This window comes from Caballeronia sp. SL1002 (genome assembly GCF_057814995.1).
Genome location: NZ_JBYMUW010000005.1, coordinates 595,889 through 618,389, shown reverse-complemented (window position 1 = coordinate 618,389; position 22,501 = coordinate 595,889). Strand labels below are relative to the sequence as shown.

The 22,501-nt window shown below is 62.3% G+C and carries 18 protein-coding genes; 11 read left to right on the top strand and 7 right to left on the bottom strand.

The window, feature by feature from the left end:
* Window position 1: 1 nt before the first annotated feature.
* Genes AC3D25_RS27210 through AC3D25_RS27195 form a run of 4 tightly spaced genes read left to right on the top strand, consistent with a single transcriptional unit; the run spans window position 2 to window position 4,998 of the window.
* Window positions 2-1,504, top strand: a complete 1,503-nt coding sequence (locus tag AC3D25_RS27210) for an efflux transporter outer membrane subunit (RefSeq protein WP_488891589.1) — start codon at window positions 2-4, stop codon at window positions 1,502-1,504.
* Window positions 1,501-2,766: a paraquat-inducible protein A gene (locus AC3D25_RS27205; RefSeq protein ID WP_488891588.1), complete on the top strand. Its 1,266-nt coding sequence runs from the start codon at window positions 1,501-1,503 to the stop codon at window positions 2,764-2,766. Before AC3D25_RS27210 ends, AC3D25_RS27205 begins: the two co-directional genes overlap by 4 nt.
* A complete protein-coding gene (locus tag AC3D25_RS27200; protein ID WP_488891587.1) occupies window positions 2,759-4,387 on the top strand; it encodes a PqiB family protein in 1,629 nt (542 codons plus the stop codon). The genes AC3D25_RS27205 and AC3D25_RS27200 overlap by 8 nt, the downstream gene beginning before the upstream one ends.
* Window positions 4,384-4,998: a PqiC family protein gene (locus AC3D25_RS27195; protein ID WP_488891586.1), complete on the top strand. Its 615-nt coding sequence runs from the start codon at window positions 4,384-4,386 to the stop codon at window positions 4,996-4,998. Before AC3D25_RS27200 ends, AC3D25_RS27195 begins: the two co-directional genes overlap by 4 nt.
* A 14-nt stretch (window positions 4,999-5,012) precedes the next feature.
* On the opposite strand, the gene AC3D25_RS27190 is transcribed toward AC3D25_RS27195, so the two are convergent.
* On the bottom strand, window positions 5,013-5,717 hold the full coding sequence (locus tag AC3D25_RS27190; protein WP_488891585.1) for a potassium channel family protein: 705 nt from the start codon (window positions 5,715-5,717) through the stop codon (window positions 5,013-5,015).
* Window positions 5,718-6,074: 357 nt separating this feature from the next.
* On the opposite strand from AC3D25_RS27190, the gene poxB reads away from it, so the two are divergent.
* The gene (gene poxB / locus AC3D25_RS27185) at window positions 6,075-7,796 is read left to right on the top strand and encodes a ubiquinone-dependent pyruvate dehydrogenase (protein WP_488891584.1); all 1,722 of its coding nucleotides are present in this window, start codon (window positions 6,075-6,077) and stop codon (window positions 7,794-7,796) included.
* A gap of 57 nt (window positions 7,797-7,853) precedes the next feature.
* On the opposite strand, the gene AC3D25_RS27180 is transcribed toward poxB, so the two are convergent.
* Entirely contained in the window at window positions 7,854-9,407 is a 1,554-nt protein-coding gene (locus AC3D25_RS27180) for a phospholipase D family protein (protein ID WP_488891583.1), read from the bottom strand.
* Window positions 9,408-9,629: 222 nt separating this feature from the next.
* Between AC3D25_RS27180 and AC3D25_RS27175 the strand changes: the two genes are divergently transcribed.
* From AC3D25_RS27175 to AC3D25_RS27160, 4 genes are all read left to right on the top strand, one after another.
* Window positions 9,630-10,208, top strand: a complete 579-nt coding sequence (locus tag AC3D25_RS27175) for a hypothetical protein (RefSeq protein WP_488891582.1) — start codon at window positions 9,630-9,632, stop codon at window positions 10,206-10,208.
* A gap of 292 nt (window positions 10,209-10,500) precedes the next feature.
* Entirely contained in the window at window positions 10,501-11,211 is a 711-nt protein-coding gene (locus tag AC3D25_RS27170) for a FadR/GntR family transcriptional regulator (protein ID WP_488891581.1), read from the top strand.
* Between the two features lie 53 nt (window positions 11,212-11,264).
* Window positions 11,265-12,977: an IlvD/Edd family dehydratase gene (locus AC3D25_RS27165; RefSeq protein ID WP_488891580.1), complete on the top strand. Its 1,713-nt coding sequence runs from the start codon at window positions 11,265-11,267 to the stop codon at window positions 12,975-12,977.
* A 14-nt stretch (window positions 12,978-12,991) separates the two neighbouring features.
* On the top strand, window positions 12,992-13,927 hold the full coding sequence (locus tag AC3D25_RS27160; protein WP_488891579.1) for a dihydrodipicolinate synthase family protein: 936 nt from the start codon (window positions 12,992-12,994) through the stop codon (window positions 13,925-13,927).
* A gap of 9 nt (window positions 13,928-13,936) precedes the next feature.
* On the opposite strand, the gene AC3D25_RS27155 is transcribed toward AC3D25_RS27160, so the two are convergent.
* The 5 genes from AC3D25_RS27155 to AC3D25_RS27135 all read right to left on the bottom strand — a co-directional run bounded on the left by AC3D25_RS27155 (window position 13,937) and on the right by AC3D25_RS27135 (window position 17,863).
* A complete protein-coding gene (locus AC3D25_RS27155; protein WP_488891578.1) occupies window positions 13,937-14,191 on the bottom strand; it encodes an RNA-binding protein in 255 nt (84 codons plus the stop codon).
* 4 nt (window positions 14,192-14,195) lie between these two features.
* Window positions 14,196-15,389: an acetate/propionate family kinase gene (locus AC3D25_RS27150; RefSeq protein WP_488891577.1), complete on the bottom strand. Its 1,194-nt coding sequence runs from the start codon at window positions 15,387-15,389 to the stop codon at window positions 14,196-14,198.
* Window positions 15,390-15,392: 3 nt separating this feature from the next.
* Window positions 15,393-16,331, bottom strand: a complete 939-nt coding sequence (locus AC3D25_RS27145; RefSeq protein ID WP_488892164.1) for a phosphate acetyltransferase — start codon at window positions 16,329-16,331, stop codon at window positions 15,393-15,395.
* Window positions 16,332-16,703: 372 nt separating this feature from the next.
* A complete protein-coding gene (gene ppnP / locus AC3D25_RS27140) occupies window positions 16,704-17,024 on the bottom strand; it encodes a pyrimidine/purine nucleoside phosphorylase (protein WP_488891576.1) in 321 nt (106 codons plus the stop codon).
* A gap of 134 nt (window positions 17,025-17,158) precedes the next feature.
* Window positions 17,159-17,863, bottom strand: coding sequence for a hypothetical protein (locus AC3D25_RS27135; RefSeq protein ID WP_488891575.1), 705 nt, complete (start codon window positions 17,861-17,863; stop codon window positions 17,159-17,161).
* Window positions 17,864-18,436: 573 nt separating this feature from the next.
* Here AC3D25_RS27135 and AC3D25_RS27130 point away from each other — a divergent pair.
* Together AC3D25_RS27130 and AC3D25_RS27125 are read left to right on the top strand one after the other, a co-directional pair.
* A complete protein-coding gene (locus tag AC3D25_RS27130; RefSeq protein WP_488891574.1) occupies window positions 18,437-20,611 on the top strand; it encodes a beta strand repeat-containing protein in 2,175 nt (724 codons plus the stop codon).
* A gap of 469 nt (window positions 20,612-21,080) precedes the next feature.
* A complete protein-coding gene (locus tag AC3D25_RS27125) occupies window positions 21,081-21,344 on the top strand; it encodes a hypothetical protein (RefSeq protein ID WP_488891573.1) in 264 nt (87 codons plus the stop codon).
* The last annotated feature ends 1,157 nt before the right edge of the window (window positions 21,345-22,501 follow it).

Below are 22,501 nucleotides of genomic sequence, written 5' to 3'. Positions count from 1 at the left end.
CATGCGCGCATCGGCTCTTTCGCTCCTGGCGGCGCTTGTACTGCTCGCGCTCAACGGATGCCTCCTCGGACCGGACTACCAGCGGCCTGTCGTGGATACGCCCGCAACGTTTCGTTTCGCCGACTCGGATGCCAAGGACGTCGTCGATACCGTCTGGTGGGAGCAGTTTCAGGACCCCGCGTTAAACGATTTGATCGCCACCGCGCTCACCGACAACAAGGACGTCAAGATCGCCGCCGCTCGCGTCGAGCAGTTTCTCGGGCAGTTCGAGACCACGCGTTCGCAACTGTTCCCACAAGTGGTCGCTGGCGGCGATGCGCAACGCGAGCGCGTTCCGCTCGGCACGACGCAACTGCCCGCTGGAGTCGGTCCAGTCTTCAACCAGTTTCAGGCGACCCTCTCCGCGTCGTGGGAAATCGATTTCTTCGGCAAGCTGCGGCGTCAGACAGAGAGCGCGCGAGCGAGCCTGCTCGCAACCGAGGAAGGCCGTCGCGCGACGATCCTCGCGCTCGTGACGTCCGTGGCGACGACGTATGTCAATCTGCTGTCGCTCGACCGGCAGCTCAAGATCGCGAACGCGACGGTCGAGAGCCGCGCGGCGTCGGTGAAGGTATTCGGGCTGCGCTTCGCTGGCGGCCAGGTCTCGCAGATGCAGCTTGCGCAGAATCAGTCGGAATACGAGGCATCGGTCGCGACGATTCCGCAGATCGAATTGCAGATCGCTCAGCAGGAGGATGCGCTGTCCATTCTGCTCGGCCACAATCCCGGCCCGATCGTGCGCGACCGCGAACTCGACGATCTCGCGTTGCCCGCCGTCCCGGCCGGGCTGCCGTCCGAATTGCTCGAACGGCGGCCCGATTTGCGGCAGGCGGAGCAGGATCTGATCGCGGCGAACGCGCAAATCGGCGCGGCACGTGCGCTGTATTTTCCGTCGATCTCTCTCACCGGCCTGTTCGGCACCGCGAGCGGCCAGTTCTCTTCGCTCTTCACCGGACCCGCTCGCGCATGGTCCTACGCCGGCGCGCTGACGCTGCCGATCTTCACCGCGGGCAGCATCGGCGGGCAGGTCAAGCAGGCCGAGGCGTTGCAGCAGCAGGCGCTGTTCACCTATCAAAAGGCGATCCAGACCGCATTCAAGGAGGTCGCCGACGCACTCGTCGCGCTGCAGAAAACGCGCGCCCAGCTCGTCGTGCAGGGACGTCAGGTGGATGCGCTCTCGACCTACGCGCGGCTCGCCCGGCTGCGCTACGAGGGCGGTTATACGAGCTATATCGAAGTGCTCGACGCGGAACGGAGCCTGTTCAACGCGCAGTTGAGTTATGCGCAGACGCAGGGCACCGTGTTCACCTCGCTCGTAGACCTCTACAAATCGATGGGCGGCGGCTGGGTGGGTAATGCCGAGCGCATGACGCCGGTCGCTTATGGCGCGAATGGAGGAATGACCGGAGGCACAACCGGCGGCACGTCGCCGCCGGCCGCGACCGTTGCAGGCCCGCCGCCATGAAGATGAGTCGGCTGACGGCGTGCCACGAATGCGATCTGCTGCAACGGGAAGCCACGCTCGGAAGGAGCGCGACCGCGCGCTGCCGGCGCTGCGGCGCGGCGCTGTATCGAAGCCTGCCAGTCGGGCTGGATCGCGCGATCGCGCTTAACCTTGCCGCGATCGTCCTCTTCGCTGTCGCCAATTCGTATCCCGTCGTCGGGCTATCGGTCAACGGCGAACTGGTCCAGACGACCCTCTTCGGCGCGGCGCAGGTGCTCTACGCAGACGGTATGTGGCCGCTCGCCGCGCTCGTGTTCGTCACGACGCTCCTGATGCCAATGGTGCAGATGGCGTCGGTCATGTATCTGCTCCTGCCTCTGCGGTTCGGGCGCGTGCCCGGCAGGCCCGATCTCGTGCTGCGCCTCCTTGCCCGCGTGTCGCCGTGGGGCATGATCGAAGTGCTGATCCTCGGCATGCTGGTGGCGCTCGTCAAGCTCGCGGTCATCGCCGCCGTGGTGCCCGGCGTCGCGCTGTTCGCGTTTGCGGCGGTGATGGTGCTGCTCGCCGCGACCGGAGCCTCGTTCGATTCACGCGACCTGTGGGCGAGAATCGATCGTGCCCGGGGACGGCCCGCGCCCGGCGAGATGCGTATCGATCCTTCCGCGAAAACGGCGGCCGCGGCGGGTCTGTTCGTGTGCCACGATTGCGCGCTGCTGTCGAGGCCTCCGCCTCACGCTCACGAGGGAATCTGTCCGCGCTGCGGCGCGGCGCTGCATTTTCGCAAGCCCGGCAGCATTGCGCGAAGCTGGGCGTTCGTGATCGCGGCCATCGTGCTCTACATTCCGGCGAACGTTCTGCCCGTGATGAACACGAGTTCGCTGTTCGGCGCGGAGAAGGACACCATCCTGAGCGGCGTGGAATATCTCTGGACCTCGGGTTCATGGCCGCTTGCGATCATCGTGTTTATTGCGAGCATCGCCGTGCCGATGCTCAAGATCGTCTCGCTGCTTCTGCTCATCCTGACGGCGCAATTCCGCTGGCGCTCGCTGCCGGAAAAGCGCACGCGCATCTATCGCCTCGTCGAACTCGTTGGCCGCTGGTCGATGCTCGACATCTACGTCATCACCATTCTCGTCGCCCTCGTGCAATTCAGCGCGCTCGCGACGATCCAGGCCGGCCCCGGCGCGGTCGCGTTCGGCGCTGTCGTCGTGCTGACGATGTTCGCCGCGATGTCTTTCGATCCGCGCCTGATCTGGGATCCGCTGGAGCCCGGACATGAATAAGCCGCCAGGGCCGTCCGGCGAGCCCGCGACGCCTGATTTCCCCGAGGCGATCGCGGTGCGTCGCCCGCGCTGGCGCATACAGCTGGTATGGCTGGTGCCGCTGATCGCAATATTGATCGGCGGCTGGCTCGCGGTGCAGTCTTACCTCGAGAAAGGGCCGGTGATCACCATTTCGTTTGCCACGGGCGATGGTCTGGAGGCCGGCAAGACCAAGCTCAAGTTCAAGAACGTGGATATCGGCACGGTCAAGAAAGTCGTGCTGTCGCCCGACGACAAATCGGTGATCGCCACGGCGGAACTGACGAAAGACGCGTCACGGCTACTCGTCGACGACACGCATTTCTGGGTCGTGCGGCCGCGCATCTCCGGCGGCACCGTGTCGGGAATCGGCACCTTGATAACGGGTTCGTTCATCGGTCTGGATGTCGGAGGCAGCAAGAAGGGGCGGCGCGATTTCGTCGGTCTGGAGACACCGCCGGTGGTGGCGAGCGGTGTCGCGGGCCGCGAATTCGTGCTGAGAAGCGATGACATGGGTTCGCTCGATGTCGGCTCGCCGATTTTCTTCCGCCGCCTTCAAGTAGGTCAAGTGACGTCGTTCGCGCTCGATCCCGACGGCGAAGGCACGACCCTGCACGTATTCGTGAACGCACCTTACGACAAATACGTGAGGCCCGATACGCGCTTCTGGCACGCGAGCGGCGTGGACGTGACGCTCGATACATCGGGCGTGAAGGTGAATACGGAGTCGCTCGTGTCGATATTGATCGGCGGCCTCGCGTTCCAGAGTCCGCCCGATAGTCCCACGACGACCGAGGCCGCCGTCAGCACGGAGTTCCGTCTGTTCCCGACTCGCGAAGAGGCGATGAAGCGGCACGACACGATCTCGGACACCTACGTGATGAACTTCAAGGACACGGTGCGCGGCCTGACCGTGGGTGCGCCCGTCGATTTCCGCGGCATCGTGATCGGAGAAGTGGTCGCAATCTATACGCACTTCGATCCGGTCAAGAAGGAGTTCAGCATACCCGTGGAGGTGCGGCTCTATCCGGAACGCTTCACCTCGCGCTACGCGTCGGGCGACAGGCCCGGGCGCGTCGTCCAGGATCGCAAGCCGTTCGCGGACTATCTGGTTGCGCACGGGTTGCGCGCCCAGATGAAAACCGCGAGCCTGCTCACCGGTCAACTCTATGTCGCGCTCGACTTCTTCCCGAACGCGCCGAAAGCCGCGATAAACTGGAGCGGCAAGCTGCCGGAACTGCCGACCGTGCCGGGCGGACTGCAATCGTTGCAGGACTCGCTGACGAGTCTCATCGCGAAGATCAACAAGGTGCCTTTCGAAGGAATCGGGAACGATCTGCGCAAGACGCTCGCCAATGCCGACGTGCTGCTCAATACACTTTCGACCCAGGTTGCGCCCGAGGCGCGCGCGACGCTTGTGGCCGCCCACGAGGCGCTCGTCTCGGCCAACAGCGCGCTTCAGCCGAACTCGCCGCTGGCGCAAAGTACGGTCGATACCATGCGCGAACTATCGAGCACGGCCGCGTCGTTCCGCGCGCTCGCGGATTATCTGGAGCGTCATCCGGAAGCGCTGCTTCGCGGCAAGTCGGAGGACAAGAAATGAACCGGACTTTCGCACCCGCCGCATTAGCGCTGCCGTTGTTGCTTGCGCTCGCGTGTCTCTCCGGATGCGCGGGTTCGCCCTCGGCGAGTTTTTACACGCTAAGCGCGCAGCCGCCCGCCGCGTCCGTTACTTCCGTTACTTCCGTTAGGTCCGTTACTTCCGCGATCACGATTTCCGCGATGACCGTTCCCGAAATGGTCGACCGGCCTCAGCTTGCGTTGCGGGTCAATTCGGGCGAGGTCAAGTTCGATGAATTCGCGCGCTGGGCGGACCCGCTGAAAAGCCAGATCCGGCGCGTGCTCGCCGCCGACCTCGCGCTGATTTTCCCGGACGCGTTCGTCACGGGCAATACGGGTACGGTGGATTCGACGCCGGGTTATCTCGTGTCCGTCGATATTCAAAGCTTCGAGTCGTCACCGGGCGATGCCGCTTCGATCGCCGCGCTGTGGTCCGTCCGGACGCAGAAGAGCGCGGTGGTCAGCGGCCGCAGCGTGGTGCGCGAGCCGGCCGGCGGCCCCGGCTACGACGCGCTGGTGGCGGCGCAAAGCCGTGCGCTCGCGACGGTGAGCCATGACATTGCGGTGGCGATCGGCGGCATGGCCGCGCGCTGATCGTTACCGCGGAGTCACCGCGGCTGGCCGTTGCCGTTTGAATCGGCGGTGCTGCCCGCCGCATGCAAGGACACGAGCCGCGCCAATACGATGGCGGGGTAGAGTTGTCCGATCAGCGCTTCGAGTATCGCGAGCGAACGTGCCATTGGCCCGAGCGGCGTGATGTCGCCGTAGCCCACGGTGGTGAGCGTGACGAAGCTGAAGTAGATCCAGGTCGAGTGGCCGATTTGGGCGGCATCGGCCGGCAAACCGGTGAATGCGCCGTGCGTGTGCAGGCTTACAAGGCGGTAAGCCTCCGCCCACACCACGCCGACCATGACGTAGAACACGACGGCGCCCAGCAGCCGTTCGAGCGTCACCGTCCCCCGTCCGAACACATGGATGCCTATCACCACGCTCAGCACGCCGAGCGCGGCGAACGCGGATTCATCGACCAGTTCCGGCGCGCGCACCGCCGGAAAAATCCATTCGGTCCAGCGCAACAAAATCGCGCCGATAGCCACTGCCGCGATGATCGCGAAAATCCGCCGATGACCGGACGCCGTGGTCGCGCCGCTTAAGAGAATGAGCGATAGCAACAGGTCGCGCATGAGTCTCGCCAACACGCTGTCCGATGCCACGGCGAATGGCAAGACGAATACATCGAGCACGAGCAGGCCAAGCAGTACCGCCATGTTGATGACGCGTGCGTTGACGTTCGGTCTTTCTTCGCGTTGCATCGCGGCCTCCCGGGCTTTGCTTTTTGGGCTTGCGCTGAGCGCTCGCGCTCAGCGCTTTGACCCGGTAACGCGTTCAAGCCGGCTTGGCTTGCATCGAATCACTCAGGCAATCTTGCGCTCATTGGATGCACGAGGCGAGTCGCGCACGATAAATGGGCCGCGAACTTGCCGTCATACAAAGCGTCTATAACGCAAGTTCCCTTTATGTTTTTTTAGTGTTCTTCAGGACTTTTCCCCGGCGGTGCAATAGCGTGTGTGACTTCATCCGGTATTGAAGCGTCGAAGGTCCGGACCGGACGCCAGCCGGCATGCCCGGCGCGCAGTCGATTTTCAATTTTCCCTCACCAGGAGTGAAGCATGGCTAAAAATACCATCGCGTCCTATTTTGCAGGCACCCTCGCGGCAGCAGGCGTCGAGCGGATCTGGGGCGTGACGGGCGACAGCCTGAACGGACTTGCGTATAGCCTCGATCAGCTCGGATCCATTCGCTGGATGCACACCCGTCACGAGGAAGCCGCCGCGTTCGCCGCCGGCGCGGATGCGGCCACGACAGGGCGACTCGCCGTCTGCGCAGGAAGTTGTGGACCGGGCAACCTGCATTTGATCAACGGGCTTTTCGACTGTCATCGCAATCAGCAACCGGTCCTCGCAATAGCCGCGCACATTCCGTCTACAGAAATCGGGCTCGGCTATTTTCAGGAAACGCATCCGCAGGAACTGTTCAAGGAGTGCAGCCACTTTGTCGAAGTCGTGTCGTCGGCCTCCCAGTTTCCGCGTGTGCTCGCCCGCGCGATGCGCACCGCCATCGAGGAACGCGGCGTCGCGGTGATCGTGCTGCCGGGCGACGTGGCACTGAGCGAAGGCCCCGAGGAAGCGCCGTCGTGGACCGAAAGCCTGCCGCCGAGCATCCTGCCGGCCGCACCGGATCTCGACCGGCTCGCGGCCATGCTGAACGCGTCGGACGCGGTCACGATCATGTGCGGCAGCGGCACACAGGGCGCGCACGACGAAGTCGTGGCGCTGGCCGACACGCTCGGCGCACCCGTCGTCCACGCGCTCCGTGGCAAGCAGTTCATCGAGTACGACAATCCCTTCGACGTCGGCATGACCGGGCTGATCGGCTTCAGCTCGGGCTATCACGCGATGATGTCGTGCGACACGCTGCTCTTGCTCGGATGCGACTTCCCGTACCGGCCGTTCTATCCGAAAGACGCCAAGATCATCCAGGTGGACTGGAAAGGCTCGCAACTCGGCCATCGCGCACCGCTTGCGCTCGGACTGGTGGGCACGGTCAAGGAGACCATCGCCGCGACCTTGCCGAAGCTCACGCGCAAGGCCGATCGCAACTTTATCGATAACGCGCGCAAGCATTACGTGTCGGCGCGAAAGGGACTGGACGAACTTGCTACGCCGTCGGGCGCAGGCCGCCCGATCCATCCGCAATATCTGGCCAAGATGATCGACGAAACCGCGAACGACGACACGATCTTTACCGCCGACGTCGGCACGCCGACCGTGTGGGCCGCGCGCTATCTGACCATGAACGGCCGTCGCCAGTTGCACGGCTCGTTCAATCATGGCTCGATGGCGAACGCCATGCCGCAGGCGCTCGGCGCGCAAGGCGCGAATCCCGGGCGGCAGGTGGTGTCCTTGTCGGGCGACGGCGGGTTGTCGATGCTGCTCGGCGACCTGCTCACCGCGCGGCAACTCGACCTGCCGATCAAGGTCGTGGTGTTCAACAACAGCCTGCTTGGATTCGTTTCGATGGAACTCAAGGCAAGCGGTTATCTCGACACCAACGTCGATCTCAGCAAGACCGACTTCGCGGCGATTGCGCAAGGCGCCGGCATTTTCGGCATCCGCGTGGAGGAGTCCGAGGATGTCGCGGACGCCCTGAGACAGGCATTCGCGCATCCCGGCCCGGCTGTCGTGGATGTCGTGACGTCGAAGCACGAACTCGCGATGCCGCCCAATATCGAACTAGCTCAGGCCAAGGGCTTCAGCCTCTACATGATGCGCGCGATCATGAACGGGCGCGGCGACGAGATCGTCGAACTCGCGCGGACGAACTTGCGCTAACGGGCGCGCATACGGCATCGCGAATTGAACGAACGTAGCGGCGAATCCCGGCATTCTTCATAGCTGGGATTCGATCGGCAATAGACCGAGGAACCAGATTCCGATCCGCTTGAACGCGGACACGTCCGGCTCGCCGAGTTCTTTTTGCGTGCCGTCCGGCGCGGTTTCGATCCACACCATTTTGCTCTTGCCATTGGCGTCGGTTCGCTTTTCGACGCGCCACGCGATCTCGTCGAGCTTCGGTGTAAGGCCATCCACGACCTGCGCGGCAAGCGGGGCGCTCTCGCAATACACGCCGATCTCCGTGTTGAGCGTTACCGATCTCGGGTCGAGATTCATCGAACCGATGAAGATGCTCGTGCTGTCGAAAACATAGGTTTTTGCGTGCAGCGACGCTTTCGACGAGCCGAGGATCGACTTCTTTTTCTCCGACGGATCTTCGCTTGCAGCGGGTTTCAGCTCGTAGAGGCGCACGCCGGCATCGAGCAGATCCTCGCGATAACGCTGGTATCCCGCGTGGACCGCCGCCACGTCGGTGGCGGCGAGCGAGTTGGTCAGCACCGTCACGCGCACGCCGCGCGCGGTCTGTTCGCGAAACCACTCGACGCCCTTTTTGCCCGGCACGAAGTAGGGCGAAACGATCAGAACGTCATGCGCGGGATTGATGCTCAGCGTCTTGAACTGTGACATCAGATGGCCTTCCGGATCGTCGGGCGAGCGCGTTATTTTCGCGGGATCGTCGTAAAGCAGCGTGGCCTCGCCCCACGAAAAATTCACCGCGCCGGGTTCGAGCATTTCGGAAAAACGCCGCTCGACTTGCGTGACGTACGGCGAATCGCGCTCCGACGCCACGAACGCCGCAAGTTTCGCGCGATACGCTGCCGCCGTTTCGGGGTCCGCCGGATGACCCGTCAAACGCTCGATCGGATAGGCCGCTTCCGAGTTCCAGAATTCGTCGAACGCAGTGGAAATTTTCGGCACGACAGGTCCGAACGTGAGTACATCCAGATCGCCGAACGACACGTCGCTTGACGCACCGAAGTATTCGTCGCCGATATTGCGGCCGCCGACGATGGCCGCTTCGTTATCGGCGATCATCGCCTTGTTGTGCATGCGCCGGTTCACCCGGCCGAACTCCAGCGCCGAGCCGAGCCGCTTGAAGTGCCGGCTCGCGACCGGATTGAACAGGCGCACCTCGATATTCGGATGCGAAGCGAGCGCGAGCAGGACGCTGTCGTCGCCGTTCGTGCCGAGATCGTCTAGCAGCATGCGCACCTTGACGCCGCGGTCGGCCGCGCGCAGCACCGCATTCGCGAGATGACGGCCGGTCAGGTCGTCGTGCCAGATGTAATACTGCAGGTCGAGCGTGCGATCGGCCGCGTCGGCGAGCACGATTCGCGTCAGCAGCGCATCGACACCGGTCGAGAGCAGATGAAACGCGCTGTCGTCCGGATGGGTCTTCTCTTCGCTGGCGAACGCCGCGCCGAGCCGCGTGCTGACCGACGGTTCGATCGCGTGCGTGACCGCGCGCCCGGTTTGCGGCGGCAGGCTCGCACAGGCCGATAGCAACGTGAAAGCCAGGAGTGCGAGAGCACTGCGGAACGTCTTCATGCTTGCACTCCAGAACGCTGAGCAGATCAGAGTTCCATCGATATCACAAAAGCGGCGGAGCGGAAAAAAGCGGCGTACGTATGGACTCGAGCGCCGCCCGCGCGCGGCCTTCATCGGATGTGTCGGGTATACTGCCGCCTGCAAAAAGAGGGGCGCTATCGGCGTGACCCTGGCGCGAGACGCGTCACGCGAGAACAAACATAACGACTCGGGAGATAACAAATGACGCAAGCAACGGTGACGTATCGAGGATACGAGCTGGTCATCAAGGCCGCGAACGGTGTGGCCCAGTGCTGGGCGTGGAAGGACAAAAAGGCCCCGTTCAAGGAACGCGGCGAGTCGCTCGAGGCGGTCGAGCAGGCCGTGCGCGCCGCAATCGACGCCGAACTCGGCCCGGCGCCGGGCGAGGGCGATGCAGCCGTTGCGGCGTACATCACTGCATTCGAAGCGCTCATGCCGATCACGGAAGGCCAGCAGAAAATGCTGCGGGCGCATTACCGCGCGCCCGAACGGACCATCACGGCCGCGCAATTGGCGAAGGCGGCGGGCTATGTCGATTTTCGCGGCGCGAACGCGCAGTACGGCATTCTCGGCCGGCTGGTGTATGAGCAGCATCCGGTCGATCTGCCGCGCCGCCGGGACGACAGCCTCGTCTATACCTTCTCTATCGCCGATCCGGAAGCCACCGACACGGGCCGTCTGCTCGACGGTTTGTCGGAGGACGAGGAAGCGCAATGGCGCTGGGTAATGCGGCCCGCCGTAGCCGAGGCGATCCGGGCGGTCGGGATCGTGAAGCGCTAAAGCTGCGCAGCGCACCGTACCTTTAGCTGGCGATAGCAGCGCTATCGCCAGCCTTCACACCGCTCGGCGCGATGCGCTGCGCGTCGGTCGACCTTTCCCGCCATCTCTCATCCTGCTTGCCGGCACGCCGCTCAATGGCGTGTTCGCTTATTTAGGGTCATCCGCTATTCCCGGCCGAATATGTATGGCATATATTGCGGTCTGAGCCGATAAAAACCGGCTTACCGAAATCAATGCGCCAATACGTCTGCTTTATTCACGCGGCTTCCAGCCCGCCACGATGAGCTAAAGAATGCTGAAGCTTCACGATTCGATCGTTGCCGAGATGATCGACGCGATCGTGTCCGGTCGCCACGCGCCGGGCGCGGCATTGCCCAACGAGATCGAACTGGCGGAGTCGAAAGGCGTGAGCCGCACCTCCGCGCGCGAGGCGATGCAAAAGCTGCAGGCGCTCGGCTTGATCGAAGTGAGGCGGCGCAAGGGCGCAAGCGTGCTCCCGCGCAGCGCGTGGAATCTGCTCGATCCGGCCGTGCTGGATGTCGCCGTCGTCCATGTCGCGGACTTCGAGTTTTTTCAGGCGCTGATCGAGGCGCGTTTGCTCATCGAACCGCGCGCCGCCGAACTTGCCGCGCAACGCGGCAGCGAGCGCGATCTGGACCGGATCGAAGCCGCATTGATCGCGATGGAAGCAGAGGGCGATGGCACGCGCGGCGCCGGCTGGAACCCTGCCGATCTGTCGTTTCACACCTCGATCATCGACGCGGCGGGCAACTGGGTCTTGCGACAGCTAATCGTGACGATCCGCGCCGCGCTCGCCGCTGAAATCCGCGTGACGGGTCAGCACGCGACGTCCCCGGAAGAGTCGCTGCGGCTGCATCGAAATGTCTATGAAGCGATTCGTCGGCGGCAATCTTCCGAGGCGCATGCCGCGATGACGTGGCTGCTGCTCGCGACTCGCCGCGACCTCGACGCCGTCGCGCGCAACGGGCCAGCCCTTGCTTAGCGATTGACCGGCGTTTATCCCAAACAAACTCCACAGACCCGGAACAAGACATCATGCGCAAACTTCGCTCGCAAAGCTGGTTCGGCAAAAACGACAAGGACAGTTTCATCCACCGTTCATGGATGATGAATCAAGGCATTCCGCGCGACGCGTTCGACGGACGTCCGGTGATCGGCATCTGCAATACGTGGTCCGAGTTGACGCCTTGCAACGCGCATTTCCGTGAGCTTGCCGAGTATGTGAAGAAGGGCGTACACGAGGCGGGCGGACTTCCGCTCGAGTTTCCGGTGATGTCGCTCGGCGAATCGAATCTGCGGCCCACCGCCATGCTGTTTCGCAACCTGGCTTCAATGGATGTAGAGGAATCCATTCGCGGCAATCCTATCGACGGCGTCATTCTGCTCGTGGGCTGCGACAAGACTACGCCCGCGCTGCTGATGGGCGCGGCGTCGTGCAATCTGCCCGCGCTCGCGGTTTCCGGCGGCCCGATGCTCAACGGACGCTTTCGCGGCCGCACGATCGGTTCGGGTACGGGCGTCTGGCAGATGTCCGAGGACGTGCGCGCGGGGACGATGACCCAGGACGATTTCATCGAGGCCGAGTCGTGCATGAACCGCTCGCGCGGCCACTGCATGACGATGGGCACGGCGTCCACGATGGCTTCGATGGTGGAGTCTCTCGGCATGGGCTTGCCGCATAACGCGGCCATTCCCGCCGTCGATTCACGCCGCCAGGTGCTTGCGCATCTCGCGGGCAGACGGATCGTGGACATGGTCCGCGACGATCTGACGATGGACAGGATTCTCACGCGCGAGGCATTCGAAAACGCGATCCGCACGAACGCGGCGATCGGCGGATCGACGAACGCGGTCGTGCATCTGATCGCGCTCGCGAAACGGATCGGCGTCGAATTGAACCTGGAAGATTGGGAGCAGGGGACGAACGTTCCATGTCTCGTGAACCTGCAACCGTCGGGTGAGTATCTGATGGAGGACTTCTACTACGCGGGCGGATTGCCGGCGGTGCTCAGGCAACTCGGCGAACAAGGACTGCTGCATCGCGAGTCGCTGACCGTCAACGGCAAGACGATCTGGGAGAACGTCTGCGATGCGCCGAACCACGACGAAAAAGTCATCACGACATTCGCCGAACCCTTCAAGCCGAAGGCGGGTATCGCCGTGCTCAAGGGCAATCTCGCGCCCAACGGCGCGGTGATCAAGCCGTCCGCCGCGACGCCCGAGTTATTGCAGCATCGCGGGCGCGCGGTCGTGTTCGAGAACGTGGAGGAACTTCACGCCCGTATCGACGACGATTCGCTCGACATCGACGAACACTGCGTCATGGTGCTGAAGGGCGCGGGTCCGAAGGGTTATCCGGGCTTTGCGGAAGTCGGCAACATGCCGTTGCCGAGAAAGGTCCTGCAAAAAGGCATCACGGATATGGTGCGGATATCCGACGGCCGCATGAGCGGCACGGCCTACGGCACGGTCGTGCTGCACGTATCGCCCGAGGCGGCTGCGGGTGGTCCGCTCGCGCTCGTGCAGACCGGCGACATGATCGAACTCGACGTGGCCGCGCGCCGCCTGCATCTCGATGTATCCGACGACGAACTGGCACGCAGGCGCGCCGCGTGGCAAGCGCCCGCGTTGCCGGAACGCGGCTACTACCGGCTTTACGTCGAGCACGTTCTACAGGCGGATCAAGGCGCGGATCTCGACTTTCTGGTCGGATCGAGCGGCGCGCCGGTGCCGCGCGATTCGCATTGAATGGACCTTACCCGATGACCTCCGATATCCATGCGTCGCCGAGCGGGATGTGGCCCGTTCTCTATGCGTACTTCGATGCTAACAATCGCCTGAGTCGCGAAGCGATCACCGCGCAGATCGAGTTCACCATCGCGGGCGGCGCGCGCGGTATCGTCATTCTGGGACTCGCGACGGAGGTGGGCCGTCTGTCGCTCGACGAGAAGCAGCGGTTCATCGACTGGGCCGCCGAAGACATCGCGCAACGCGTGCCGCTTGCGGTCACGGTCTCGGGTGACACGGTGGACGCGCAATCCGCGTTGGCCGATTACGCGTGTGAGCGCGGTGCATCGTGGCTCATTTTTCAGCCGCCTTCGATGCGCGACAGGCCGGAATCGTTCTACTTCGATTTCTTCGCGGCCGTGATGCAGCGCACGTCCGCGCGGGCCGGAATCCAGAATGCGCCGGAGTATCTGGGCGTCGGGTTGTCGGCGGAATCGATCGTGGCACTTGCGCGGCGCTGCGAGAATTTCGGCTTACTCAAAGGCGAGGGACCGGCGACCACGATCCACAACACCATCGAACAATTGCGCGCGCTCGGACACACGATCCCCGTCTTCAACGGCCGGGGCGGTCAGGAACTCGTGGACAATCTTCGTGCGGGCTGCGCGGGCCTCATCGTCGCGCCGGATATGTTCGACTGGCAGGTCGCCATTCAACGGGACTTCGCGGATGGTCGCGAGCAGCAGGCCGAGGAGCGCTATGCCCAAGTGCTGCCCGCTATCGTCTTCGTGATGCAGTCGCTCGATGCACTCACCTGTTATGGCAAACGTATCGCGGCGTGGCGAATGGGCTTCGATGTCGAGCACGATCGGGGCATCGCGCCTTCGGCATTCGGGCTGGAATGCGCGCGGCGTTTCGCGACACACCTCGGTCCATTGAACGTCGTGAACGACGCGGCGAATTCACGATAGCGCGGTGAATCAGTTGAAGCCGTCCCTGAGTATCTGCGCGCTCAGCTTGCGGTTTTTCCACTGCATATCGTGGATACGCTTCTGCAGATTGCCGAGCACGACGAGGTCCATATCGCGGAACGTCACGAGCACGCCCGGCCTCGAACCGGCGCCGGGCATCGATGCGATTTCGTCGATTTCCGGGAATCCATACTTCGTCAGAAACGCGCGTATCTCGTCATCCGAGGTGCCGGGTTCGATGTTTCCCAACAGCAAGCGGGCCATGGTGTCACTCCTTCGGCTGTCCATCCGCGAGCGCCGCCGTATGGCGCGCGATCATCAGTTCTTCGTTGGTCGGGATGACCCATACCGGGATTTTGCTGGCCGCCGTGGTGATACGCGGACCACCCGCCTGATTGGCCGCCGCGTCCAACTCCACACCGAGCCACGCCGCGTCGCGGCACACGCGCTCGCGGATCTGCGGCGCGTGCTCACCTATACCCGCCGTGAACACAAGCGCATCGATCCCGCCGGCCGCTGCCGCGAGTGACCCGAGTTCTCGCCCGATCCGATAGCCGAACAAATCGACGGCGAAGCGTGCGCGGGTGTCCGAGCTTGCGAGTAGCGCACGCATATCGCTCGATATTCCCGATACGCCGAGCAACCCCGACTGCTTGTAGATCAGGTCCTCGATCGCCTGTGCATCCATATGCATTTCGCTCATCAGATACAGGACCACGCCGGGATCGAGCGTGCCGCAGCGGGTTCCCATCGGCAAGCCGTCGACAGCGGTAAATCCCATCGTGCTCGCAACACTCTTGCCCGCCACGATCGCACACATGCTGCTCCCGTTGCCGAGATGCGCGACGACGCTGCGTCCCGAGGCCGCTTTCGGATCGAATTGCCCCAGCACGCTCGCGATGTATTCATACGAGAGCCCGTGAAATCCGTAGCGCCGGACGCCGAGGTCGGTGATCGAAGGCGGCAATGCGAATGCTTGCGCCACGTCGGGCTGTACGCGATGAAACGCGGTATCGAAGCAGGCTACCTGAAGGACGTCCGGCCGCATTTTCGCGAGAATCTCGATAGGCTTGAGATTGTGCGGCTGATGCAGCGGCGCGAGGGGCGTCAGCGCCGAGAGCGATGCGAGCACCTCTTCGGTGACGACAACCGACCGCGAAAAACGAATGCCGCCATGCACGACCCGGTGACCGACCGCGGCGAGCCGATGATCTTCGCGATGCTCCTGCAAAAATTGGATCAGATAACTCATCGCGCCCTCATGCCCGAGTTCGACGCCGTCGCCCCAGGCTTTCGAGCCGATGATGTCACCTTCGGCATTGACCGCCGAAAATTTCGGCGCGGTATAGACACCTTCGATCTGCCCGTGCAGCAGGAGCGCAAGATTGCCGTCGCCGGCCTCGAACGCACTGAACTTGATGCTCGACGAGCCCGCGTTAAGTACGAGAATCACATCGGACATGACTTACCCCAATACTTTTGCGTTTTCGCGGCGCGCCTTCGCGACCAGCGCGGCGACCGCGCAGGACGCGAGCCGTGTCAGGAGCGAATCGGCGCGGCTCGTCAGGATGATCGGCACGCGTGCGCCGAGCACGATGCCAGCCGCGTCCGCACCCGCGAGAAACGAGAGGCTTTTCGCGAGCATGTTGCCCGCTTCCAGGTCCGGCACGAGCAGGACGTTCGCGCGGCCTGCGACGGGCGAATCGATCTTTTTGATGCGCGCGGCTTCCGGGTCGATGGCGTTGTCGAGTGCGAGCGGGCCGTCTACCAGCGCGCCGGTGATCTGGTGCCGGTCGACCATCTTGCAGAGCGCCGCGGCCTCCAGCGTGGACGGAACCTTGGGATTCACGGTTTCCATCGCCGACAGAATCGCCACCCGCACCTCGACCATGCCGAGCGCATGACCGAGGTCGATCGCGTTCTGCAGGATGTCCATTTTCTCTTCGAGCGTGGGCGCGATGTTGACCGCCGCGTCGCTGATGATGAGCGCGTGCTCGTAGCCCGGCACGTCCATCACGAAACAGTGGCTGACGCGGCGCGCCGTGCGCAGGCCGGTGTCGCGCTTGACGACCGCGCCCATCAGTTCGTCGGTATGCAGGCTGCCTTTCATCAGCGCTTCCGCCTGGCCTTCACGCACGAGCTGCACGCCGGTTGCGGCGGCTGCCGTGCTATGCGGTGCATCGACGATCGGCAGGCCGCTGATGTCGATGTTGAACTTCGCGGCGACCGCCTGAATGCGCTCGCGCGGCCCGACGAGAATCGGCGCGATCAACCCGAGGCGCGCTGCCTCGACCGCGCCTTCGAGCGAAGTCTGGTCACAGGGATGCACGACCGCCGTAGGCGTGGGCGGAATCGCCTTGCAGCGTTCGATCAGAAGCGCGTACTTTTCGTGTTTCATGTCCACCTCGTAGGCGTGACGTCCATGATGATGTACTTCGGCGCGGATGCGGACGCGAACGTGTCGCCCTCGCGTGCTGCCGAAAACGAATGCCGTTGCTTCGACGTTGCAGACGACGAAATGGTTCAGCAGCCTTGCACTGCTCGCGGGATGTGCGCCATCGTCCATATTACGCACCCCGCTGCGGTGCCGCAAACAATGCCGAGTGCTCGGTTCGCTGCTGTCAGGGCGAAGCGTTGGTCGGAGGCGTCGATGTTCGGGATTGACTTATTGCGGTCACATCGCGGCCCATAAAATTCGACGAACGCGAAATAGAACGGGACGCGGTTTTTCTTTGGGCGCGACGAACGATGATCGAATCGCGCGCGCCCAGCGCTCTTACAGATAGCTGCAGATATAGTCGAGCGTGTCGATCACGTCGATATCGAAGCGGCTCTTGCCCGGCACGGAGAACGTTTCGCCCGCGCCATAGGTTTGCCATTCTTCGCTGCCTTCGAGGCGAATGCGGCATTGGCCGGCCTGCACCTCCATCAACTCCGCGGCGTCGGTGCCGAAGTTGAGGGCGCCCGGCAGGATGACGCCAAGCGTCTTGCGCGTGCCGTCGGCGAAAAGAACGGTATGCGAGACGCACTTGCCGTCGAAATAGACGTTGGCGCGTTTGACAACGGAAACTTGATCGAATTGTGCTGCGGCCGTCATGGCGGTCTTTCCTCTCGGTCGTCGTTGATGGATGCGTTGGCGTGGCGGATTGTGCGTGCGCCAGATCGCATGATACAGGCGGTCGGCGGCGGCAAGCAGCGCTCGCGCGACAAGAGCGACCGCCCGCGCGATGGCTATTCGACCGGGCACCACCGGCCGGACTCCGGACGCACCATGACCCGTTCGCCGTTTGACTGCACTTGCTCTTCGCCGGATTGCCACGAACCCGGCTCGGCGATATCGAAGACTAGCTTGAGTGCCCGTCCAACATTGTCATCTTCGATAGGAAGCTCCCACGTCAGGAATAGCTGGACGTAGTCCCGGCCTGGCGCAAAGTCGGCTGCATCGAAGCCGCTACCATCACGCGGAACGACGCCGTGAGGCTGGCCCGTATCGAATAAGACCACGGTGCCACGCTCAAGCGGAATGCGTCGGTCTAGAGACGGAAAATGCAGGTCTAGCCCTCGGTCTTCGCTTAGGAAGAGATTGCAGAACGCCGCGCCGCCATATTGATCGGCATCGTGGTGATAGCGCGCGCCGCGGCAAGCCATCAGCGCAACATCGCTCGCGGCAAGCGCCGAGGGCAACCCAAGCGCGGAGGTCCAGTCGGACGCCGCTTGCACGCAGTGTTTGTATTCAGGCCAGCGCGTTCGTGCTCGCGCCAAAGGCATTGGCTCGACGTCCCCCAGCTCCAGAACCATGCGCGACGATATTTCCCGTTCCCAGTCCGCTAAGAGACGCGCATTCGGAACAGGCACGTCCACCACGCCCGATAAAACAATGTCGCTAATGCTTCGACTGCGCATAGCATCCCCGCTCCAGTAATAGGACGTCAGCATGTCTCGCGCTCGGTACCGTGGTGGTGTGTACTCATCGAAAACATTGTAGCGGGTCGATAAATCGCTTTGATCTCAAGTCGTTTTTACCGTGCTTATTCATCATTTATACGGCTGCCGGTAATACGGAAAATAGCTCGATTTGCGAGCGACACGTCAGCTGATCCAGCGTCCATTTCTTGCTGATCGAACGCAACAGTCCTGACAGGTAAACGCTAGGTTGGCGCACGCGAATTGTGCACTATTCTTTACTGACCCTTCACGGGTTGTAAGCGACGATGCCTTGATTCGCCGCGATCTTTTGGACTATTGCGCCGAGGTAAAACCATGTTCTCGATTGCAAGGATATTTCAGACTGCTACACGCTTCTACGATTTCGTAAGCGTCAATGAAACGGCAAGATCGAAAAGAAATCGAGAGCGGATTTTCACATCGCATAACTTACGAAACGCTTTCTCGCTTACACCCATTGCGCTTGCCGTCGCATACGTTGCGAGCGCATCGGCGGCGGGCGCGCTTCCCCAAGGCGGTCATTTCGTAGCGGGCGCAGGCTCGATCGCGACGCAAGCCACTTCAGTGGGCGTCACCCAAACTTCATCGCGCGGCGTGATCAACTGGAACAGCTTTTCCGTCGGCGAGGGCAATAGCGTTTCCATCAACAATGGCACAGGTGCGACGCTTAACCGCGTAACAGGTAATAGCGGACTTTCGCTGATCGACGGAAAACTTAGCGCGACGGGAACTCTATATCTGATTAATCCGCAAGGCGTCGTTATCAGCTCGACGGGTGTCGTATCGACCGGCGGCCGCTTTGTTGCATCGGCGTTAGGCGCGGACACGACCGCGTTCATGAACGGCGGCGATTTGAGCTTGACTGGAACAGGTACCGGCGTCGCGGTTAATCTCGGCAAGATCAGTTCGAGTGGCGGCGATGTGTTCCTCATCTCGCCGAGCTTGATCGTGAATCGTGGCGATATTACCGCGGCCAAGGGGACCGCCGAACTCGCGGCGGGCAGTTCGGTTTTACTGCACGATTCGGCGAGCGGCCAGCAAGTGTTCGTGCAGACGGGCAGTCAGGGAAGCATCTACAACACGGGCGCGATCAAGGCAGCGCAGATCAGCCTGCAGGCCGCCGACGGCAACATCTTCGCGTTCGCCGGCACCAACAGTCAGTTGCGCGCCACGGGCACGGCCAAGCGAAGCGGTCATGTGTGGCTCGTCGCCGATACGGGCGCGGTGAATGCGGACGGCATCATCAGCGCGATGAATGCCAACGGAAGCGGCGGCACGGTCGATACGAACGCAGCGACGTTTCACTTCGACAACGTAGTGATCGACGCGGCGCAATGGAATCTCACCACACCCGCTTATACCGCTGGTCCGCTTGCAACGGCGACGCTCGCAAGGGTGCTGTCGGGCGGCGTGTCGGTGGATATCGACACCACCGGCAAAGGTGGAAAGACCGGCGACATCGACGTGATTTCGAGTCTGCGCTGGAACGGCAACGCATCGCTTGCGTTGAACGCGAGTCACAGCGTGTCGGTCGGGCAGGGCGCGACCGTCGCCAACACGGGCGCGGGCAATCTCACGTTGCGCGCGGACGCGAACGGGATCGACGACGGCGGCAGCGTGAGCAATCGCGGGACCATCGACTGGTCGCACAGCACGGGTGCCGCGGCCGCGCTGCGCGATATGAACGGGACGTATACGGCGGGAACCATCCATACGAATCCGTTATGGCTAGCCGCGCCGTATAGCGGTCTCAAGACGCAGTACACGGCGTATCGGCTCGTGAATACTGCGGCGGATCTTAATGCCGTATCGAACGATCTTGCCGGCATTTATGCATTGGGCAAGGATCTTTCGCTGACGACAACCGGTGGCGGCGGCATCGGTGTGACGACGCAAAGCGCCTTCACCGGACAGTTCGACGGCATGGGGCACACCATCTCCGGGTTCGCCATTGCGGACACTGTCAATACCACGAGCGACGACTATATCGGCATGTTCGGCATCATCGGCACGACCGGCGTCGTGCGCAATCTCACCGTGAGCGGATCGGCGACGACTGAAACCAGCGCGATGGTGGGCTTGCTCGCGGGCCTGAATCGCGGGACGCTCGTCAATGTGCATACGGCAGGAAACGTCGACGATGAAAACGCGTTCTTCGGTTCGATCATGGCAGGGTTCGTTGCGAGAAACGACGGAACGATTCAACGTTCGTCGAGCACGGCCGAGGTGAGCGGCCAGGCAGGACTCGGTGGACTTGTCGCCTTGAATACAGGGACCATTAACCAGTCCTTCGCGACCGGGGCCGCGTCCAGCGGCTCGCATGGGAGCGGAGTGGGCGGACTGGTCGCGGACAACAAAGGAACAATCACGCAGTCGTATGCGACGGGAGAAACGTTCCTCGATTTGGGTAACAACGGCGGCCTCGTTGGCGACAACACCGGCACCGTACGGGAGTCGTTCTCGACCGGAGCAGTCACGCTCTTCGGGCCTGATTTAATCGCTGGATTTATCGGTGCAAATAGCGGACCGATCTCGAATGACTTCTGGGACACGCAGACCAGCGGCAAGACCATCGGCGTCAACGGCGCCGGAGCGAGCGGCGTAACGGGACTTACGACCGCGCAAATGAGCGTGCCGCAGAGTTTCGGCGCGACGTGGGACTTCGGGCCGAACGGCACATGGGTGATCCCGGCGGGCGGCACTCATCCGATTCTTCGCTGGCAGTTGCAGTCGCAATGAAGGGCGCGGTTTCGTTACGAAACATGCGATGACTGTATGGCAATCAGAGCGCCGTTCGATGGACGTGCGCTCTTTTTCTTGTGTTCTCAAAGCGCTAGAAACGTAAAATATCTCGAACTGCGCAAGATCGCCGGACTCGAACCGCCGTTCGATAACGCTTCAATGGATCGGCCTTCATCGCTTTGGCTTGGTCCGGCAAGGCTCCGATGTCTGTCTGCCTCGGCCGTGGCACCGCTTCGCACTACGATAATCCTCGTCTATGATGCAGCGGTCGTAAGTCTGTGCGACAGTGGCGGCTGGGAAGCGGGTTCCATGTAGTGGCGACTCGCGTCCTTGCCTGGCATCGGAAAGCGTATTGATGTCGGCAATTGCCCGGTCCTGATCGCCGCTTCTGCGATTGACCGTCCTTGAAGTCTCTATCGATTATCGGCCGGGACTGGATCTTTGTGAACCCGAATAGCGAGCGGATATGAAGACCGTACTTACGAAATCTCTAATTCTTGTAAGTTTATTTTCGCTTTTTAATGGTGTGCAAGCGGCAGGGGGAGGCGGTGGAGGCGCGGGCGCCGGCGGCACAGGAATTGGAACACCCAATGGCGCGGGCGAGAATGGGGCGGCTTTGCCGGGCGGGGTCGTCGTTCCTCACAGTTCGCCGGCTGCTTCTTCGCCTAAGGCGAAGAAGCACGGCAAAGCGAAGAAGCAGAAATCCAGCAGCAGCACCTCAGCCAGCTAAGCGCGAGAATAGCCATCGTGCTTGCTGACTTCAAAGCGAGACCTGCATCTATCGATCCCGGCGTGCCGTTCCGATAGGGTCTATGTCCGCAAGACTTGCCAGACGCTAAGACTTTAGCGTCGGCAGATTCGCAAAAAGCGTGCGAGTTTTCAGCCAGTTTCCTTAAGCTTTAGTATGCCATTCCGGCCGAATGTTTCGAGAGCCGTGCCGCATTTACTCATTGAACGCGTGGAGCCCGATGTTGAGTACATAGGGGGGGCGGTTGCCGTTGACGGAGACGACGAGACGACGCTGCCGGGGTGTCGCGCGAAGACTTTTGTCGCTCATCACCCGTTTTGCAAACGGACGTGTTCAAGTGTTCGATCGGGTCGATACACCGAAATCGAGCGACGCAGATCCCGCTTAGGCGACCTTCTAACCGAGCGATATAGCTGCTGATCTCATCGGTCGCGCTAGCCGGGCCGTCGTGCGGCGCATGTTAGCGCTCACGGACGAAGAGCGCGAAGACTTCACCGTCGTTTAGACATCGATCCTGACTTTGCTCGCGCTGCTCGTTGGATTTCCCCTTCCGATGACGGTCGGTCGCTGCGATTAGCGCCAGAGCCTGAACGAGGGCGAAGCCAATGCAATCGGCACCGAGTATGCGAGCGCGAACTTGTCGGACGCCGCCGTTGAAGCAACGATCAAGTCAGGACTTGTCCGCTATACGAGGTTGAGACTTTCTAGTTTCGAAACTCGACACGCGACAGAGCCGAAACGCAAATGGCGGTCGACGTTTCGAAAACGTAACGGTTTTCATCCTCCTTTCACCGCGTGCCTGCATCGGGACAGCGAGTGAAAGGTGAATGTGCCAAACGCATAGTAGGCGGGGCTTGCGCGGACAAGTTCGTATCGTTGTCTCGCCCGCTAAGCGCGGCGCCTCGCTAGGTAAACGTCAGACTTGCAACACTTTTGACGCCCCTTGCGGTTATATGCCTCGTTAGCGACCGAAGGCGAGTGGTCCCTTACCCGCGCGAACGCGCAAACGATAACGTTAATTTTCGACGCCGCTTCCCGCGCCGATTCCCAAGGCCCTCAATTCATTTCGTCTATTCAAAACTGAATCAAATCCGCGCGCGAGCGCAGCGTGCGGCGCGCGACATATCGTGAGCCTGCTT